Annotated in this window: 15 protein-coding genes; 8 read left to right on the top strand and 7 right to left on the bottom strand. The window is 67.9% G+C overall.

Translation table 11 applies throughout. The features are described 5' to 3' along the window. Nucleotides 1-34: 34 nt before the first annotated feature. Entirely contained in the window at nucleotides 35-880 is an 846-nt protein-coding gene (locus ASC87_RS31645) for an AraC family transcriptional regulator (protein WP_056658595.1), read from the top strand. An 8-nt stretch (nucleotides 881-888) separates the two neighbouring features. On the opposite strand, the gene ASC87_RS32685 is transcribed toward ASC87_RS31645, so the two are convergent. Next, on the bottom strand, nucleotides 889-2,154 hold the full coding sequence (locus ASC87_RS32685; protein ID WP_235582086.1) for a hypothetical protein: 1,266 nt from the start codon (nucleotides 2,152-2,154) through the stop codon (nucleotides 889-891). Between the two features lie 263 nt (nucleotides 2,155-2,417). Here ASC87_RS32685 and nadB point away from each other — a divergent pair, with 263 nt between their 5' ends. Together nadB and ASC87_RS06695 are read left to right on the top strand one after the other, a co-directional pair. Then, nucleotides 2,418-4,085, top strand: coding sequence for an L-aspartate oxidase (gene nadB, locus ASC87_RS06700; RefSeq protein ID WP_056658588.1), 1,668 nt, complete (start codon nucleotides 2,418-2,420; stop codon nucleotides 4,083-4,085). 175 nt (nucleotides 4,086-4,260) lie between these two features. Further along, on the top strand, nucleotides 4,261-5,649 hold the full coding sequence (locus tag ASC87_RS06695) for a polysaccharide lyase family 1 protein (protein WP_157603876.1): 1,389 nt from the start codon (nucleotides 4,261-4,263) through the stop codon (nucleotides 5,647-5,649). A gap of 36 nt (nucleotides 5,650-5,685) precedes the next feature. On the opposite strand, the gene ASC87_RS06690 is transcribed toward ASC87_RS06695, so the two are convergent. The 3 genes from ASC87_RS06690 to nadA form a co-directional block, all read right to left on the bottom strand. Then, a complete protein-coding gene (locus ASC87_RS06690) occupies nucleotides 5,686-5,976 on the bottom strand; it encodes a late competence development ComFB family protein (RefSeq protein ID WP_056658584.1) in 291 nt (96 codons plus the stop codon). Nucleotides 5,977-6,088: 112 nt separating this feature from the next. Further along, nucleotides 6,089-6,955 (bottom strand): carboxylating nicotinate-nucleotide diphosphorylase, encoded by an 867-nt coding sequence (gene nadC / locus ASC87_RS06685; RefSeq protein ID WP_056658581.1) that lies wholly within the window; start codon nucleotides 6,953-6,955, stop codon nucleotides 6,089-6,091. A 17-nt stretch (nucleotides 6,956-6,972) separates the two neighbouring features. Then, nucleotides 6,973-8,079 (bottom strand): quinolinate synthase NadA, encoded by a 1,107-nt coding sequence (gene nadA, locus ASC87_RS06680; RefSeq protein ID WP_056658578.1) that lies wholly within the window; start codon nucleotides 8,077-8,079, stop codon nucleotides 6,973-6,975. 203 nt (nucleotides 8,080-8,282) lie between these two features. Between nadA and ASC87_RS06675 the strand changes: the two genes are divergently transcribed. After that, a complete protein-coding gene (locus ASC87_RS06675; RefSeq protein ID WP_056658575.1) occupies nucleotides 8,283-8,717 on the top strand; it encodes a VirK family protein in 435 nt (144 codons plus the stop codon). A 129-nt stretch (nucleotides 8,718-8,846) separates the two neighbouring features. Continuing rightward, nucleotides 8,847-9,755, top strand: coding sequence for a LysR substrate-binding domain-containing protein (locus ASC87_RS06670; protein WP_056658573.1), 909 nt, complete (start codon nucleotides 8,847-8,849; stop codon nucleotides 9,753-9,755). Here the strand turns inward: ASC87_RS06670 and ASC87_RS06665 are convergent. Both ASC87_RS06665 and ASC87_RS06660 read right to left on the bottom strand, forming a co-directional pair. After that, on the bottom strand, nucleotides 9,731-10,195 hold the full coding sequence (locus ASC87_RS06665; protein ID WP_162255136.1) for an ester cyclase: 465 nt from the start codon (nucleotides 10,193-10,195) through the stop codon (nucleotides 9,731-9,733). The two genes, ASC87_RS06670 and ASC87_RS06665, sit on opposite strands and share 25 nt — an antisense overlap. Continuing rightward, nucleotides 10,176-11,216 (bottom strand): helix-turn-helix domain-containing protein, encoded by a 1,041-nt coding sequence (locus tag ASC87_RS06660; protein ID WP_082568446.1) that lies wholly within the window; start codon nucleotides 11,214-11,216, stop codon nucleotides 10,176-10,178. Before ASC87_RS06660 ends, ASC87_RS06665 begins: the two co-directional genes overlap by 20 nt. Nucleotides 11,217-11,572: 356 nt before the next feature. Between ASC87_RS06660 and ASC87_RS06655 the strand changes: the two genes are divergently transcribed. From ASC87_RS06655 to ASC87_RS06645, 3 genes are all read left to right on the top strand, one after another. Then, nucleotides 11,573-12,295: a hypothetical protein gene (locus tag ASC87_RS06655; protein WP_056658565.1), complete on the top strand. Its 723-nt coding sequence runs from the start codon at nucleotides 11,573-11,575 to the stop codon at nucleotides 12,293-12,295. 223 nt (nucleotides 12,296-12,518) lie between these two features. Beyond that, nucleotides 12,519-14,054, top strand: a complete 1,536-nt coding sequence (locus ASC87_RS06650; RefSeq protein ID WP_082568445.1) for a catalase — start codon at nucleotides 12,519-12,521, stop codon at nucleotides 14,052-14,054. Between the two features lie 23 nt (nucleotides 14,055-14,077). Beyond that, a complete protein-coding gene (locus ASC87_RS06645) occupies nucleotides 14,078-14,719 on the top strand; it encodes an ankyrin repeat domain-containing protein (protein WP_056658563.1) in 642 nt (213 codons plus the stop codon). A gap of 31 nt (nucleotides 14,720-14,750) precedes the next feature. Here ASC87_RS06645 and ASC87_RS06640 read toward each other — a convergent pair whose 3' ends face one another. Beyond that, on the bottom strand, nucleotides 14,751-16,001 hold the full coding sequence (locus ASC87_RS06640; protein ID WP_056658560.1) for a hypothetical protein: 1,251 nt from the start codon (nucleotides 15,999-16,001) through the stop codon (nucleotides 14,751-14,753). Between the last annotated feature and the right edge of the window lie 29 nt (nucleotides 16,002-16,030).

Here is a 16,030-nt window from a genome sequence, read left to right as displayed (position 1 = left end):
CCAAACCCACGATTTTCGGGCATGCTCGGCGGAGATGTCCGCACACCGCCCCCTGGAGCCCACCCTCTACCCGCAACCCGAACTGCGCGCCGCGCTGATGCTGACGGGCGCCCACACGGCCCACGTGCCGGCGGGTTGGCAGTACGGGCGGCACGACCACCCGCATTTCGAGCTGGGCCTGCTGCTGCACGGCGAACAGCACACCCGGCTCACCGGGCGCACGCTGGTGCAGCGGCCGGGCGACCTGATCTTCCTGACGCCGTTCGAGGCGCACGGCGCCATGGCGCCGGCCGATTCGGCCTTCTACTGCCTGCACTTCGACGTGGACGACATCGAGCTGCGCCGCGTGCTGTGCCTGATGGGGTCCAGGGTGTTCAGCGCGGGCGACGAGGTGCTGCGCCACGTGACCCCGGTGCTCGAGCGCATGGGGCGTGCCAATCCTGCGGCCGTCCCGGCGCTCGCGTGGCGCCTCGAGGTGTGCGCGTCGCTGTACGCGCTGTTTGCCGCGCTGGCGCAGGGCCCGGCCCGCGCGCCCGCCTTGCCGCAGGCGGCGTTGCAGACCGCCGAGCGGCTGGCCACGCTGATCGAACGCGAGGTGGAGCAGGGGGCCGAGACCCCCATCGAAGCGGCCATCCGCCGGCTCGGGTACACGCCGGGGCACGGCAACACGCTGTTCCGCCAGGTCTACGGGCTCTCGGCACAACAGTACCGGTCGATGCTGAAACTGCGCCGCGCGAAACTGCTGCTGCTCGACGCCGCACTGAGCGTGGGGCAGGTCAGCGAGCGCCTGGGTTACTCCAGCGTGGCCCACTTCAGCCGGCAGTTCCGGCGGTGGGCGGGGGTGTCTCCGGCAGGATTCCGCCAGGCGGCGCCGGGCTGACGTTGGGGTCAGCTCGTGGGTTCGTCGAACAGGGTGTCCATGCGCCCGATCTGCAGGCGTGTCAGCGTCAGGTTTGCGTGGGTCTTGTCGAGCACGGCGTGCAACGCAACGCCGGGATGCTTGGGCACCCCGCGCAGCAGCAGGTGGTGCGAGCCCAGCGTGATGGCGGCCTCCGGCAACGCGTGACCCAGGCCGAGGGCCCGGCTCGCGTTGCCCAGCGCGGCCAGCATCGTGCTGCCATGGGTGGCCAGTTCCTCGGGGCCCGGGCGTGCGCCGGCGTGCACCAGCGGGCGGCCGTTCGACACGTCGAACACGCAGCAGCTCACCATGCCCGGCAGGTCGGCCAGCAGGCGCACATACCGGCCGAGCGTGGATTCCACCGGGGGCACCACCATGGCATGCCGTGGCACCGGCATCGGGGTCATCGGCCGAGGGGCCACGGGCGGCGGTGGCGGGGGAGGCTGGACTGGTGCGGGCGCGGGTGCGGCGGCCGCGGCTGCGGGCGGGGTGGCCGGCTTCCACTGTTCGCGCAGCTTGTTCCACGTGCCGCTGACAAACGACCACGCGTCTGCCGGCCGGGTGACCTGCGGCGTGGTGCGCACCTGCACACCGGTGCCGCGCCCGAGCGACAGGCCCTCATGCGCGAGCGTGGCGGATGACGCGAGGGGCAGCAGCAACAGGTTGCGGTTGAACCAGGGCCCCACCACCATCGCTTCGTGCAGGGACTCCAGCGACGACTTCAGCAAGTGCGGAGGCAGGTCGCCCACCATCAGCACACCCAGGCGGCTGTAGGCCAGCAGCACCTTGGCGATGCCCTGGCGGGTGTGGCTGTCGGCGTCGCATTCGGTGGTGTACAGGCGCAACGCGGTGCCGTCGCCGGTGGGCAGGTCGAGGAACTCGAGCGTGGCGAGCGGTGTGCCGTAGCCCTGGCGGCGGATCACGAGCTTCTGCATCGACCGTTGCGTGGCCGCGGCCACCCCGGTGAGCAGCTTGTGCGAGGACGTGGTGCCCAGGTCGTGCAGCGCGATGTAGTCGGGCCGCAGGTGGTCAAGTTGCTGCTGCATGGCCTCGGCGGCGTCGCACGAGACGAACAACTCGTGCTGGTCCCCGCCAACGTGCCGGCCGATGTTGCCCGCGTCGGACTTGGCGGCCAGGTAGTCGTTTTCGTCGCCCAGGAACTGGGTGGCGATGTTGGTCTGCGTCCGCGTCGCCTGCCACGCCTCCGGCCCGGCGGCGGTCGGTGTGCCGGCTTGGCCGGTCATTGTCACTGCCATGGATCCTTCCCCCTTCTTGTTGTGTCCGGTGCGGTGCAGGTGGCCTGTTGCATTTCCCGCGCCACAGACCCACCGCCTCCGCACACAGGCCTTGTGGGCAGTATCGCTGATTGTTTCAGGATGTGACTGCCGGGCTGGATCGTTTCATGCGGCGCCCGACACGAAAATCCCGCGGACACGGGGCGGCTGTCACAAAACGCCTACGTCGATAGAATCAGCGATTCACTGAACTCCGAAGCGGCTTTCCGGGCGGCTTCCCTGCCATGTCCTCGAACGAAGCCGACCTGTCCGCCCTGCCCGTGGTGATCGTGGGGGCCGGGCTGGCGGGCCTGACGGTGGCGCTCCACCTGGCCGAACACCGGCCGGTCGTGGTGTTGGCGAAGCGCGGCCTGAACGAGGCGGCCACGGCGTGGGCCCAAGGCGGCATCGTGGGTGTGCTGGGCACCGACGACAGCATCGAATCCCACGTGCGAGACACCCAGGAGGCCGGCGCCGGCCTGGTGGACGAACACACCGCCCGCTTCATCGCGCAGCACAGCGCCGAGGTCATCGAGTGGCTGGTGGCGCGCGGGGTGCCGTTTTCCCCCGATCCCGAGGGCCCGCTCGGCCTGCACCTCACGCGCGAAGGCGGCCACGCGGTGCGCCGCATCGCCCACGCGGCCGATGCCACCGGCAAGGCCATCCACGACGTGCTGCTCGCCGAGGTGGGCCGCCACCCGAACATCCGCCTGCTGGAGCGCTGGATGGCCCTCGACGTCATCACGTCGCGCCACCTCAAGCGCGAGGAGCCGGCGCGGTGCTACGGCATCTACGCCCTCGACATCGAAACGCAGCGGGTCGAGACCCTGGCCGCGTCCGCCGTGGTGATGGCCACCGGTGGCGCCGGCAAGGTGTACCGCTACACCACGAACCCGGAGACCTCCACCGGCGACGGCATCGCGATGGCCTGGCGCGCGGGCTGCCGGGTGGGCAACATGGAGTTCATCCAGTTCCACCCCACGTGCCTGTACCACCCGCAGGAGCGCAGCTTCCTCATCACCGAGGCGCTGCGCGGCGAGGGCGGCCGGCTGCTGCTGCCCGATGGCACGCGGTTCATGCCCGCGCACGACGAACGGGGTGAGCTGGCCCCGCGCGACATCGTGGCGCGTGCCATCGACTTCGAGATGAAGAAGCACGGGGTCGACTACGTGCTGCTCGACGCCACCCACCTGGGTGAAGCTTTCCTGAAGGAACACTTCCCCACCATCCACGCGCGGTGCCTGCAGCTGGGCATCGACATCGCCCGCCAGCCCATCCCCGTGGTGCCGGCGGCGCACTACACCTGCGGCGGTGTCGTCACCGACCTGCTGGGCCGCACCGACCTGCCGGGGCTCTACGCGGTGGGCGAGGCCACGTACACCGGGCTGCACGGCGCGAACCGGCTGGCCAGCAACTCGCTGCTCGAATGTGTGGTGTTCGGCCGCACCTGCGCGGGCGACATCCTGTCGCGCCGCACCGGCCCGCACCCGGCGTTGCCGGCGTGGGACGAAAGCAAGGTGGAGAACGCCGACGAGCAGGTGGTCATCGCCCACAACTGGGACGAGCTGCGGCTGCTGATGTGGAACTACGTGGGCATCGTGCGCACCACCAAACGCCTGGAGCGGGCGTTGCACCGCATCCTGCTGCTGCGCAGCGAGATCCAGGACTACTACGCCAACTTCCGCGTCAGCCGCGACCTGCTCGAGTTGCGCAACCTCGTCGACTGCGCCGAGCTGATCGTTCGTTCAGCACTGATGCGCCACGAGAGCCGCGGTCTGCACTACAGCCGCGACTTCCCGCTCACCCTGCCGGTGAGTTTCCCCACGGTGCTCGTGCGGCCCGCCGCCAGCGGCGCACACCTGTCCACGTCGGGGAAACGCCCCGACGGGTTGCTGTCGGGTTGGGGGAACTGAACCCCGTGCCCACCCGGCCTTGCCGAATGGCTCGGCGTGCACCGCCGTGCAACCGAACGTAAGGTCAAGGATCCATCATGCCCTTGGCTCGCAAGGTCAAGAATCCATCATGACCGCGGGGGCACTGCTGGTTGAAGATTCGCTCACCTCCAATCACCCTGATGAGCGACTCAACATGAAGCACTCTTTCGACCGTCCCCTCCCGGCACAGCGCGACCCATGGTTCGGACCCGCCGTGGTGGCGCGACTCGCTGCCGTGGGCTTGAGCTCGATCCTGGCAGCCTGCGGTGGCTCTGGGGATGCGGGGGAGGAGCCGACGGCAGGGGTGCAGGCCGAGGCCCAGTCGGAAGCCAGCGCCGAACCCGGGGTCGAGATGGCCGCGGTGGTCGCTGTCTCCAGCAAGCCGGTGGGCTTCGGGGCCGGGGTGACGGGCGGCGCGGGCGGCAAGACGGTGCGCGTGAAGAACGCGGACGACCTGAAGAATGCGCTTTGCAACGATCGGAGAGGCACGGACGGCAACCTTTGCCTGGACAAGGAGCCGCGCATCATCGAGATCGAGGGCATCATCGACCTCACCGGCTCGGAAGGTTCGCCGTCCGTCGACGGTTGCTATGCCACGGCTTGCGCCGATCCGAAAGCCCGGAACGAGGTCACGCTGTTGATCTCCGAGAGCGAACGGTACCGCTGCACCAACAAGCCCGGCTTTGCGAAGTACACGTATTCGAAGGCCGGCCTGCAGGGCATGACCGTGGGCGCGAACAAGACGGTGGTGGGCATCGGCGCGAACTCGGGGGTCAAGGGCAAGGGCTTCCGCCTCTGGACCGGCGCCAACAACGTCATCATCCGCAACCTGAAGATCACGGACATCAACGCCGGCAAGGTCTTCGGTGGGGACGCGATCACGCTCGGCGAAGTCAGCCGCGTGTGGATCGATCACAACTACTTTTCGCGCATCGCCCGCCAGATGATCGTCAGCGGCAGCGGTTCGGCGAAGGAAACCGTCGACGACGTGACGATCTCGAACAACGAGTTCGACGGGCGCACCGATTTCGGTTGTGACGGCCGGCACTACTGGAACGTGTTGCTGGCCGGCAATGGCCAGATGACGCTCGCCGGCAACTGGTTCCATCACACCACCGGGCGTGCACCGAAGTTGAATTCGGGCGGCAGTGGCCTGCAGGTCCACCTCGTCAACAACTTCTTCGAGGATGGCGGCACGTCCGGGCACGCGCTTGAAACCGGCGAAGGCGTCAAGGTCCTGGTCGAGGGGAACTACTTCAAGAACATGCCCTATCCGATCGAACAGCCTCATGGCCAGGTCTACGGCATCTACCAGCAGACGGCGGCTTCCCAGTCGAGCTGCACGGCCGCGTTGGGCCGCATCTGCACCGGCAACGCCGTGACCCCGGCGCCGGCGCAGAACTACCTCAAGCAGGACTCATCCGTGCTGAACGCGATGAAGCCGTACAAGGCCTCGATCGTCAAGGCTTACTCGGCGTCCAACGTGCCGGACACAGTCAAGGCCAACGCAGGGGTGGGCAAACTGGGGCAGCAGAGCCGCTGACGCACCGCAAGCGCGCGCAGGGGCGCCGCTTTCGCGTCAGGACCGCGCGCGCATCGCCGCGCGCGCCTGCACGAACTGGAACGCGTACGACACCGACTCCCGGATCGCCACGTCCATCTCGTGGCGTTCCTTCTCGCTCAGGTAGAACGAGAAGTCCACGCTGTGGCGGATGTACCGTGGCGGCAGGCGGTTCAACGCCACGCAGGCGATGTCGGCGAGCAGCTCGCTGCCTTGCAGGTGCGGGTAGTCGGGCAGGGCCGCGACCACCGCGTCCAGCACCGCGCGCTCGTGGAAGTTGTGGATGGATTCGAAGTCGGACGAACTCATGGCAGGCACCTCGCGCCCTGGACGGGCTGGTGCCTTCCACTGTAGGCCTGCCGGCCGGCGCGAGGGGGCGCAAAAGCGTGACGGCTGCCACGCCGGCGCCGGGCTCAGCGTCTCAGAGGCGTTCGAGCACCCGCATCGAGTAATCGGTGGCCCGCACGTCTTTCGTGAGGCGGCCGATCGAGATGCGGTCCACGCCGGTGGCGGCGATGGCCGCCATCTGGTCGATCTTGACGTTGCCCGACACCTCGAGCAGCGCCCGCCCGGCGGTGACGGCCACGGCCTCCACCATCATGGGCGGCGTGAAGTTGTCGAGCAGCACGCTGCGCGCCCCGGCGCCCAGCGCCTCGCGCAGCTGGTCGATGGATTCCACCTCCACCTGGATGTCCACGCCCGAATCGAGCGCCTGCGCGTTGCGCAGCGCCGCGGCTACGCCACCGGCCGCCGCGATGTGGTTTTCCTTGATCAGGATGCCGTGCCACAGCGCCAGCCGCTGGTTCTGGCCGCCGCCGGTGCGCACCGCGTACTTCTGGGCCTGGCGCAGGCCGGGCAGGGTCTTGCGGGTGTCGAGCACGGCGCAGCCGTTCGGGTTGGTGGACGCGTTGCCCATCGCCTCGACGTGCTGGCGCGTGATGGAGGCGGTGCCCGACAGCAGTTGCAGGAAGTTCAGCGCGGGCCGCTCCGCAGTGAGCAACGCGCGCGCGTCGGCCTCGATGTGGCACACGAGTGTGTCGGCGGCCATGCGGGCACCTTCGGCCACGTGCCAGTCGATGCGGGCGGCCGGGTCGATGGCGGCAAAACAGCCGTCGAACCAGTCGCGGCCGCACAGCACGGCGTCCTCGCGCACCAGCACCCGGGCGCGCACGCGCTGGCCGGCGGGCACCAGCCGGGCGGTCCAGTCCTGGCGGCCGATGTCTTCCATCAGCGCATCGCGGATGTTGCGCGCACGCGCCTGCTCGAGGGTTTCGTTGTAGTCGAACATGGGGGTGGGGCGGCCGTTCAGGCGGCGCCGATGTTTTTGACGAAGCCGGGCTTCTGCACGCTGGCCGGGTTGTTCTTGACGAAGTCGAGCATGCGGTCGATGCAGCCGAGCGCTTGCGAGCGGATGGGTTCGTCCACGAAGATCTCGCCGGTGCCCTGTTCCAGGCAGTCGACCACGCCCTGCAGCGCGTTCATGGCCATCCACGGGCAATGCGCGCAGCTCTTGCAGGTGGCGCTGTTGCCGGAGGTGGGCGCCTCGATCAGGGTCTTGGTGGGCGCCAGCTGGCGCATGCGGTGCAGGATGCCGTTGTCGGTGGCCACGATGAAGGTCTGCGCGTCCATCTGCACCACGGCGTTCAGCATCTGCGACGTGGAGCCCACCACGTCGGCCTGCTCCACCACGCTTTTCGGTGACTCGGGGTGCACGAGCACCTTCGCGTCGGGGTACTGCGCCTTGAGCAGGTCGAGTTCGAGGCCGCGGAACTCGTCGTGCACGATGCACGCACCGTTCCACATCAGCATGTCGGCGCCGGTCTGCTCCTGGATGTAGCGGCCCAGGTGGCGGTCGGGTGCCCACAGCACCTTCTTGCCCTGGTCCTTCAGGCTCTGCACGATGGCCAGTGCGCACGAGCTGGTCACCATCCAGTCGGCACGGGCCTTCACGGCGGCGCTGGTGTTGGCATACACCACCACCTCGCGGTCGGGGTGGGCGTCGCAGAACTGCGCGAACTCGTCGGCCGGACAGCCCAGGTCGAGCGAGCAGGTGGCGTCGAGGTCGGGCATCAGCACCCGCTTCTCGGGGCTCAGGATCTTGGCCGATTCACCCATGAACCGCACGCCGGCGACCACCAGCGTGGTGCTGGCGTGGTCGCGGCCGAAGCGGGCCATCTCGAGGGAGTCGGCCACACAGCCGCCGGTCTCGAGCGCGAGGTCCTGCAGGTCGCCATCGACGTAGTAGTGCGCCACGAGCACCGCGTTGCGCTCCTTCAGCAGCGCCTTGGCGCGGGCCTTCAGCGCCTCACGCCGGTCTGGCGTCAGCGGCTCGGGCACCTTGGCCCACGCGTGGGCGGTGCAGCTTTCCCCGCTCGAATCCTGCTTGGTGTAATCGAAAAGAACTTGGCTCATGGCTCGGCAACCGACAGGCGGGCACGGTGTCCGCCACGGGTCGATGTTAGCCGAGCGCGGGAATCGCCGCGCGGCAGGGTATCTGGCGTTTCCTGTTTCGGAATTCCGGACACTGCTTCGTTTTGTCACCGGTCTGCCGAGGATCTTTCTGTAAGGTGCGCCGTGCAGCAGAAGCCCGCTGCCATCTTCAAGGAGGATCCAAAATGAAAATCAAACTCAAGCATCTCTTGCCCTGCGCCGCTTTGGCTTTCGGAACGGCCAGCCATGCCAGCCCGCCACTGAACGACCTGGCCTCCATCCAGCGCTCGCTCGATGCCGGACATCGTGTCTCCGCGGTGATCGACCTCAGCCGTTGCACGCCGGAGGGCACCGGCCAGCCTTCGCAGACCAAGGGCGGCCTGACGATCGGCTCCTACCGCGTCCTGGCGGACTCGACGCTGGCGTTCTCGGACAGCGTCGTGGCCGTTTCCGCCGACAACAAACCGCTCCAGCAGGTGTTGCGGTACCGGGTCAAGCCCGATGGCTCCATCGCCTTCACGTCCACGACCTTGAGCCTGCCCGACTACGCCCAGGTCAACCAGGTCTCGTTCCGTTGCGCCATCGGCAATGGCGTGAACTTCATCGGATCGCCGTGGTGAGTTGAAGCGCAGGCGCAGTCCTCGGGCTGATCCTGCGTTCGATGGACCCAACCCGGGGCGTGTCCGAGCGGACCGTCCCGGGTTCTGCCGCTTTTCCCGGCAATTTTCCCCGGCACTCGACAGAACACCATGACCCTGCGTGAACTCCGCTATCTGGTCGCGATCGCCGAACATCGCCATTTCGGGCGTGCGGCAGAGGCCTGCAACGTCACACAGCCGACGCTGAGCGCCCAGGTACGCAAACTCGAAGCCTATCTCGGCATGACCTTGATCGACCGCAGCGGCAAGCAGCCGGTGCCCACGCCGCTCGGGGAGCAGATCGTGGAGCGGGCCAGCCGGCTGCTTGCCGAGGCCGACGACATCCTGCGGCTCACGCGGCTGCGCCGCGGACCGCTGCAGGGCGCGCTCAACATCGGGGTGATCCCGACGTTGGCGCCGTACTTCCTTCCGTGGCTGCTGCCTGAGCTGCGGTCACGCTACCCGCGGCTCCATCTCGTGATCCATGAAGACACGACGCGGCGCCTCGAGGAAAAGCTGGACGACCACCTCATCGACGCGGCCTTCGTTGCGCTGCCCGCATCGAACCCGGGCAAGCTCGTGGAGCAGCCCTTGTTCGATGAACCCTTTTTCGTGGCATGTCCGCCCGATCACCCGATCGCGCCGGCGTCGGTCGTCGGCACCGATGTGCTGAGTGGACTGCGCCTGATGTTGCTGACCGACGTGCATTGCCTGCGCGGGCAGGCGCTCGCCGCCTGCGGGCAGCTGGAGTCGGCCCAGGACGATTCCGCCGATTGCCGTGCCACCAGCCTCGAAACGCTGCGCCACCTGGTGGCCGCGGGTCTCGGCTGCACGCTCCTGCCCGCGCTCGCGGTCGGCTACCTCGGCGGTGCCGGTCTCGTGATCCGGCCGCTGGCGTCGGGCGAGTGCCGTCGCATCGGCATGGTGTGGCCCACCGGGCACGCCATGACGGATGAACTGCGGCAGCTTTGCGCGAGCCTGCGGGAGGCGCCTCCTCAGGGCGTGCGGCTGGCGGCATGAACCCCAGGGCTGGCAGGCGCCCGGGACGCCGCCCACCCCGTCTGCAGCCGCTGCACCACGCCGCCTTGGTTCCAGGCATCCCAACCCTCGACGATGCGCCCGTCGGAGAAGCGCAACCACGTCATGCCCCAGAACTCGACGGGTTGGCCGGTTGCGGCGATGCCCAATCCGTCGCCGTCGTGTGTTCCGCAGACACGCCACCGCACGGCGACGTCATCGCCGCTGCTGATCACGTCCTCCACCTCGATCCGCAGGTTCGGGAAGGCGTTCAACAGAGCGCTCCGGTACGCCCGGAACCCGGGCACGTCGCGGATGTCGACGTTGCCTTCGGCGTGTCCGATGACGTTCGGTGCGAGCATGTCGCCGATGGTCGGCTCCAGTCGCTGGTTCCAGACCTCGTCCATCCATCGCCGAGCCAGTTCACGATTGTCTTGTGACATGGACACCTCCCTGCATACCGGGAATTTGATCCGCTCCCGGTGCTGCGTCAACCGGGGTTTGCGCACGCCACTCGCTCGGCGACATCCCGTAGGCGGCGCGGAAGGCCTTGCTGAAGTGGCTGAGGTCGGTGAAGCCCCAGTGATGGGCGATCTCGGAGACATGCCGGGCTCTCAGCGAGCAGCTGATCAGGTCTCGCCGGCACATGGCGAGGCGCCGGTCGCGGATGTGGGCGGATACCGTGGTGCCGGTGCCTGCGAACAGCTTGTGGATGTTGCGTTCGGACATGCGAAAGTGGCCCGCCAGTGAGGCGATGCCCAGTGCGGGGTCCGCGAGGTGTTTCTCGATGTGGCTCTGCACCTGTTGGTGCATGAGTTGCCGCAGCCGGGGCGGTGGCAACTCGGGTTGCCCGCCGAGGCACACGCCGAGCAGGTCGAGCGTGGCATGCAGTGCCGGCTCGCGGCTGGCTGCCGGTAACTCGTCGAAGCGCCGTATCAGCGAACGGAAGTGATCCATGAACAGGCCGCCGGCCCCGTGCAGGCCGCCCATCGGGCGGCCGACGAGGTCGCGCACCCGCGGCATGCGGCGCAGCAACTCGGCCTCGGGGATCAGCAGCGACATCTGACGCAGGTGTTCACCGGTTGCGAAGGCCATCGGGCGAGTGCTGTCCCACAGCATGAACATGCCTTCGGTGAGATGCACCTCGTGGTCGCCGAGCCCCAAGGTTTCGCTGCCTTCGGCGATCATCACGACGGTGAGATAAGCCTCATCGTCGCGCGCGATCTGCGCTCGGCCGCGCATGCCGGTCACACGTGTGGGCGCCGTGCAGTCCGTCAGCCGCAGTCCGCCGAGGCGGTGCTGGCGCATGGAGGCCGGGAAGCTCTCGCAGTCGATCTTCGGAATGTCCCAGCTCAGGTGCGCATCGACGATCACCTCGCGCCAAGCCTCGAACTGGCGATCGGGCCGCAAGGCGGTAGTGGTCCAGACTTCCTGCGTTCTTTCGTCGGGAGGGAGGGTGTTCATGGTTTGATGGCGGGGAGGGCTTGGGCATGCCTTGGCGACGACAGCAGGATAAGAGATCGGTAGCCAAAAATCACCAGGAAGCGATCACGGCTCGATGGCGGGCGGGTGCCAGAACCGTCGGCAACGTGCCTTCACTGGGCCTTGTGTGTGCTGCGCAACACGGCTGGTGCAGGGGCGAACGTTCACAGGTGCGTCAGCGAACGGAGGCCTTTGGGGCAGCGTACCGGCCGCGAAGGCCGTCTACTCTGCGGCTCGGACCCGAATGGTCTCGCCCGCCAACCTGGGCGCCGAACGCCTCGTGCCGCGGTAGCTGCGCGCGGTCGTGATTTTCCCCAACACTGTACGTGCCTGATCCCATGAAGTTCCCCCGGACCAAGACCCTCCTGCTCACCACGGCCGTGTGCGCCGCCCTGGCCGCTTGCGGCGGCGGCGATGACGACGGCGAAAGCAGCCCCACGGCGCCTGCCGCGCCCACGCTGGCCAGCTGCCTCGGCATCACCGCCGGTGTGGCATACACCATGACCGATCCCGAGGGGGGCCCCTCCGACGGCGTCCGGATGCTTGAGGAACCCTTCGAGGGCGCGACGCGCGGCGCCATGGTGGACCTGGAAGACGCGACCAACCTCCGCACCACGGCGACGTACTGGTCGCAGCAATCCAGCGGCATCCGCTTCTGGGGTTTCATCCGCTATGACCAGGCCGGTGTGGCCGAGACGAAGGTCGTGCACTCAGACGGCTTCCTGCTGCCGCTGGACCTGCAGGCCGGGCAGGCCGCCACGATGAGTTATGTCGACACGGTGTCCGAGCTGAGTGGCAGCAATGCGGGCCAGACCCAGACGATCGCACGGCAGGAAACCTGGACGTTAGAGGGCTTCGAGGCGCAGACCCTGGGGGGCCACACATTCGCGAATACCTGCAAGATCCGGGTGGTCGAGGCCGGCAACACCACAGATGGGCCGTCGACGCTCTGGTTCGCCAAGGGCTTCGGCGTCATTCGCTTCCGGCACACGGACAGTGCCGGCCAGGTCGTTGCGGAGTCGGCCCTGGACGCCATCACGACGGCACCGCTCGAGTGGTGATGCGTGGCAAGGCCTTTCGGCCTTGCTCTGCCGTTTCGCCGGTTGGGGGCTGGTAACGCGATGGGGTCTTGTCGTGTTTTGAATTGGAGCCGGCCAAGCGGGTGTTTGAACGCTCGCCGGTCATCGGCATTCTCAATGGGTTGAATTGAAGTTATCGACTTCCGGCCCCAAGCCGCTCCCCCTACGCTCCACCGAATCAACAACCTCGGTGGAGCGTGGCCTCATGAAGAATTCCCTCAAACTGGCATCGTCGGCGGTGTGCGCCGCTGTGTGCGTCTCGGTCTCGGTGCCCGTGTGGGCCCAGCAGGGGCTCACGCGTGACAACGGCGCGCCGGTGGGCGACAACCAGAACTCGCAGACCGCCGGCCCCGGCGGGCCGGTGCTGCTGCAAGACGTGCAGTTGATCCAGAAGCTGCAACGCTTCGACCGCGAACGCATCCCCGAACGCGTGGTGCACGCACGAGGTACCGGCGCGCATGGCCAGTTCATCGCCACCGCTGACATCTCGGCCTTCACGCGTGCGAAGGTCTTCGTGCCGGGCACCACGACCCCGGTGTTCGTGCGCTTCTCCACGGTCATCCACGGCAACCATTCGCCCGAGACGCTGCGCGATCCGCGCGGGTTCGCCACCAAGTTCTACACCTCGGAGGGCAACTGGGACCTGGTGGGGAACAACCTGCCGATCTTCTTCATCCGCGACGCGATCAAGTTCCCCGACATGGTCCACAGCCTGAAGCCCGGCCCCGACACCAACGTGCAGGACCCGAACCGCGTCTTCGACTTTTTCTCGCACGTGCCGGAAGCCACGCACATGCTGACGCGCGTGTACTCCGACTTCGGCATCCCGGCCAGCTATCGCACGATGGACGGCAACGGCGTGCATGCCTACAAGTTCGTCGACGCACGCGGCGCGACCACCTACGTCAAGTTCCACTGGAAGAGCCTGCAAGGCCAGAAGAACCTGACCGGCGCGCAAGCGTCCACCGTGCAAGGCCAGACGTTCAACCACGCGTCCGAGGACCTGATCGAAGCCATCTCGAAAGGCGATTTCCCGAAGTGGGACCTGTACGTGCAGACGCTCCGCCCCGACCAGCTCGACGGCTTCGACTTCAACCCGCTGGATGCCACGAAGGTCTGGAACGGCGTGCCTGAAACCAAGGTCGGCACGATGACGCTCAATCGCAACCCGGCCAACGTGTTCCAGGAGACCGAGCAGGCCGCCTTCGCGCCAGGCAACCTGGTTCCGGGGATCGAACCGTCGGAAGACCGGCTGCTCCAGGGGCGCGTGTTCAGCTACAACGACACGCAGCTCTACCGGGTCGGCACGAACGTGTTCCAGCTGCCGATCAACGCGCCCAAGGGCACGTCGAACAACAACAACCAGGACGGGGAATCGAACTCCGCGGCCCGCAACGGCACGGTGAACTACGAGCCGTCCCGCATCGCGCCGAAGCCGCAGGATGCCGCCGTGCGCTACAGCAGCTCGGCACTCGCGGGCAGCACGCAGCAGGCGCGCATCGCCAAGACGCTGAACTTCCGCCAAGCCGGTGAGTTCTACCGTTCGCTGTCCAAGCAAGACCAGGCCAACCTCGTTGCCAACCTCGCCGGAGACCTTGGCAAGGTGAAGGACGACACCACCAAGTACACGATGCTGTCGCACTTCTACAAGGCCGACAGCCAATACGGTGCGGCCGTGGCGCAGGCGGTGAAGGCGGATGCGGGCCGCGTGCAGCGGCTTGCTGCCGCCCTGAGCGAGTAAGCGCGATGCTCCGGAGCGCAGCCATGGGCCACTACCGTTTCTCGAAGACCGTCGCGGCGGTGTTGTCGGTCACGCTGTGGGCCGGCGGCGCGCTCGCGGAGCCCATGGCATCCCCGGCCGAGGCACCTGCTGCCTCGGCCGGGGGCTACCGCAGCGAGGTGGTACCGGCCCCGGCCGGCGCCACCTCCCTCGATGCCGACGCCGTGTCACGAAAGCTGCATGCCTACCTGTTCGACGCCGCACGCAGTGGCAACGAAGCCATCCTGAAGGAGTTCGTCGCTGCGCGCTACGACCTCGACACGCGTGACGAGAAGGGCTACACCGCGCTCATCCTCTCGGCCTACCACGGTCATGAGAACGCGGTGCGGTTGCTCATCGCTGCGGGTGCGAACCCGTGCGCCGAGGATCTCCGCGGCAACACGGCGCTGATGGGCGCCATCTTCAAGGCCGAGATCGGGGTGGCGCGACTCCTGATGAAAGCCGGATGCGATCCCGACCACCGGAATGCTTCCGGCCAGACCCCCGCCATGTACGCGGCCCTCTTCGGCCGCCTGGAAGTGTTGAACACGCTGAAGTCGCAAGGTGCCGATCCGCAGGCCACGGACGCTGCGGGCAACACCGTCGACGGCCTGGCGCAAGGCATCGTCAAGTCGACGGGCCGCTGATGCCCCCACCCGGGGGCCGGTTGGGCGACCCTCAGAGGGCCTGCTCCGCCTCCATCAGCTTGTAGCGGGCCAAGGCCAGGTTCGCCCGCTTCTTGTCGAGCAGCGCGAACAGGAACAACCCCTTGTGCCGCGACACGGTGCGAAGCACATGGTGGCGGCCGCCGGCGCTGGTCATGATTTCCTCGATGTCGTGGTCGAGGCCCATGCTGGTGGACGCCTGCTGGTGGGCGCGCAGCACCTGGGCGCTGCCGGCGGCAGCGAGTTCGAGGTGCACCGGTTCGCCTTCACGGCTCTGGCGGGCGAGGGTGAAGCCGGTGGCGGCGTCGACCACCGCGCAGCCGAGCAGCCCTTCGATGCCGAGCATGGCGGCCACCGCGCGGTCGGCAGCTTCGACGGCCAGCGGCACGCGGCCGATGTGGCCTTCCACCAGCACGGCGGGGGGCGAGTCAGGGCGGTCGAGGTCGGCGACCTTGATGGGGTAACCCTCGATGCCGTGTTCGTTGGGCGCCTGGGGCGGCTGCCACGGGGGCACCGCCTTGACGCGGTTCCAGATGCCGAGCAGCGAGTTCCACACGGCCGATGCACTGGTCAGGGCCTCGTTCAGCACCTGCACCTTCAGTGCCGCCGGCCAGTCGTACATGGCGATCTTGTTGGCGATCCAGACGGCGTTGGGCGGCAGCATGAACAGCAGCGTGGGGCAGCGCCAGTTGGGTTCCTGGACCGCTTCCTGCAGGTTCACGAGCAGGTCGTCGATGTCGTGGGGCGACATGGCGCCCACGATCACGGCCGTCATGTGGCTGCGTTCCATCAGGGCCGTGGGGATGGCGGCGTTGGCGGAGCCCGGGGCCCGCACCGCGGCGTGGTAGATGCGCAGCGTGTTTTCGTTGCGCCGGTCGACCGTGGTGCGTTCGATGACGGCCAGCGTGCGCAAGGTGCCTTGCTCGCGCAAGTGCAGGCGTTCGACCGCGCGCCCGGTGGCGTCGGACAGCGCCTTGATGACCGACGGGGCCCACACCCCGGTGGGGTCCACCAGCGTGATCTGGCGGTTGGCGGTGTCGAGGTCGGCGCGGGTGGTGGCGAAGTGGTCGCGGATGGCCTGGGCCGGCGAGCCCACGACCACCAGGTCGCGCTGCTGGTTGTCGATCATCTGGCCCTGGTCGTTGACCTCGGTGGCCGTGCTTTCCATCAGCGTGGTGGCCGCAAAGCCGTGTTCCTCGCCATCGGCGCCGCCGGTGCGGTGACCCCGGTTGGCACGCAGGTCGCCGAAGAGGGATGAGAGCATGGTGTGTCCTTTGCACAGGGCTGGCTTCC

The organism is Rhizobacter sp. Root1221, from assembly GCF_001425785.1.
Classification (GTDB): domain Bacteria; phylum Pseudomonadota; class Gammaproteobacteria; order Burkholderiales; family Burkholderiaceae_C; genus Rhizobacter.
Note: the sequence above shows the minus strand (reverse complement) of the source record. Positions and strands in the feature narration are given on the sequence as shown.

Coding starts and splice junctions, on each gene's coding strand:
- ASC87_RS06695 (WP_157603876.1), top strand. CDS start 4,261: ATGAAGCACTCTTTCGACCGTCCCCTCCCGGCACAGCGCGACCCATGG.
- ASC87_RS06650 (WP_082568445.1), top strand. CDS start 12,519: ATGAAGAATTCCCTCAAACTGGCATCGTCGGCGGTGTGCGCCGCTGTG.
- nadB (WP_056658588.1), top strand. CDS start 2,418: ATGTCCTCGAACGAAGCCGACCTGTCCGCCCTGCCCGTGGTGATCGTG.
- ASC87_RS06665 (WP_162255136.1), bottom strand. CDS start 10,195: ATGTCACAAGACAATCGTGAACTGGCTCGGCGATGGATGGACGAGGTC.
- ASC87_RS06655 (WP_056658565.1), top strand. CDS start 11,573: ATGAAGTTCCCCCGGACCAAGACCCTCCTGCTCACCACGGCCGTGTGC.
- ASC87_RS06640 (WP_056658560.1), bottom strand. CDS start 16,001: ATGCTCTCATCCCTCTTCGGCGACCTGCGTGCCAACCGGGGTCACCGC.
- ASC87_RS06675 (WP_056658575.1), top strand. CDS start 8,283: ATGAAAATCAAACTCAAGCATCTCTTGCCCTGCGCCGCTTTGGCTTTC.
- ASC87_RS06670 (WP_056658573.1), top strand. CDS start 8,847: ATGACCCTGCGTGAACTCCGCTATCTGGTCGCGATCGCCGAACATCGC.
- nadA (WP_056658578.1), bottom strand. CDS start 8,079: ATGAGCCAAGTTCTTTTCGATTACACCAAGCAGGATTCGAGCGGGGAA.
- ASC87_RS06690 (WP_056658584.1), bottom strand. CDS start 5,976: ATGAGTTCGTCCGACTTCGAATCCATCCACAACTTCCACGAGCGCGCG.
- ASC87_RS06660 (WP_082568446.1), bottom strand. CDS start 11,216: ATGAACACCCTCCCTCCCGACGAAAGAACGCAGGAAGTCTGGACCACT.
- ASC87_RS31645 (WP_056658595.1), top strand. CDS start 35: ATGTCCGCACACCGCCCCCTGGAGCCCACCCTCTACCCGCAACCCGAA.
- ASC87_RS06645 (WP_056658563.1), top strand. CDS start 14,078: ATGGGCCACTACCGTTTCTCGAAGACCGTCGCGGCGGTGTTGTCGGTC.
- nadC (WP_056658581.1), bottom strand. CDS start 6,955: ATGTTCGACTACAACGAAACCCTCGAGCAGGCGCGTGCGCGCAACATC.
- ASC87_RS32685 (WP_235582086.1), bottom strand. CDS start 2,154: ATGGCAGTGACAATGACCGGCCAAGCCGGCACACCGACCGCCGCCGGG.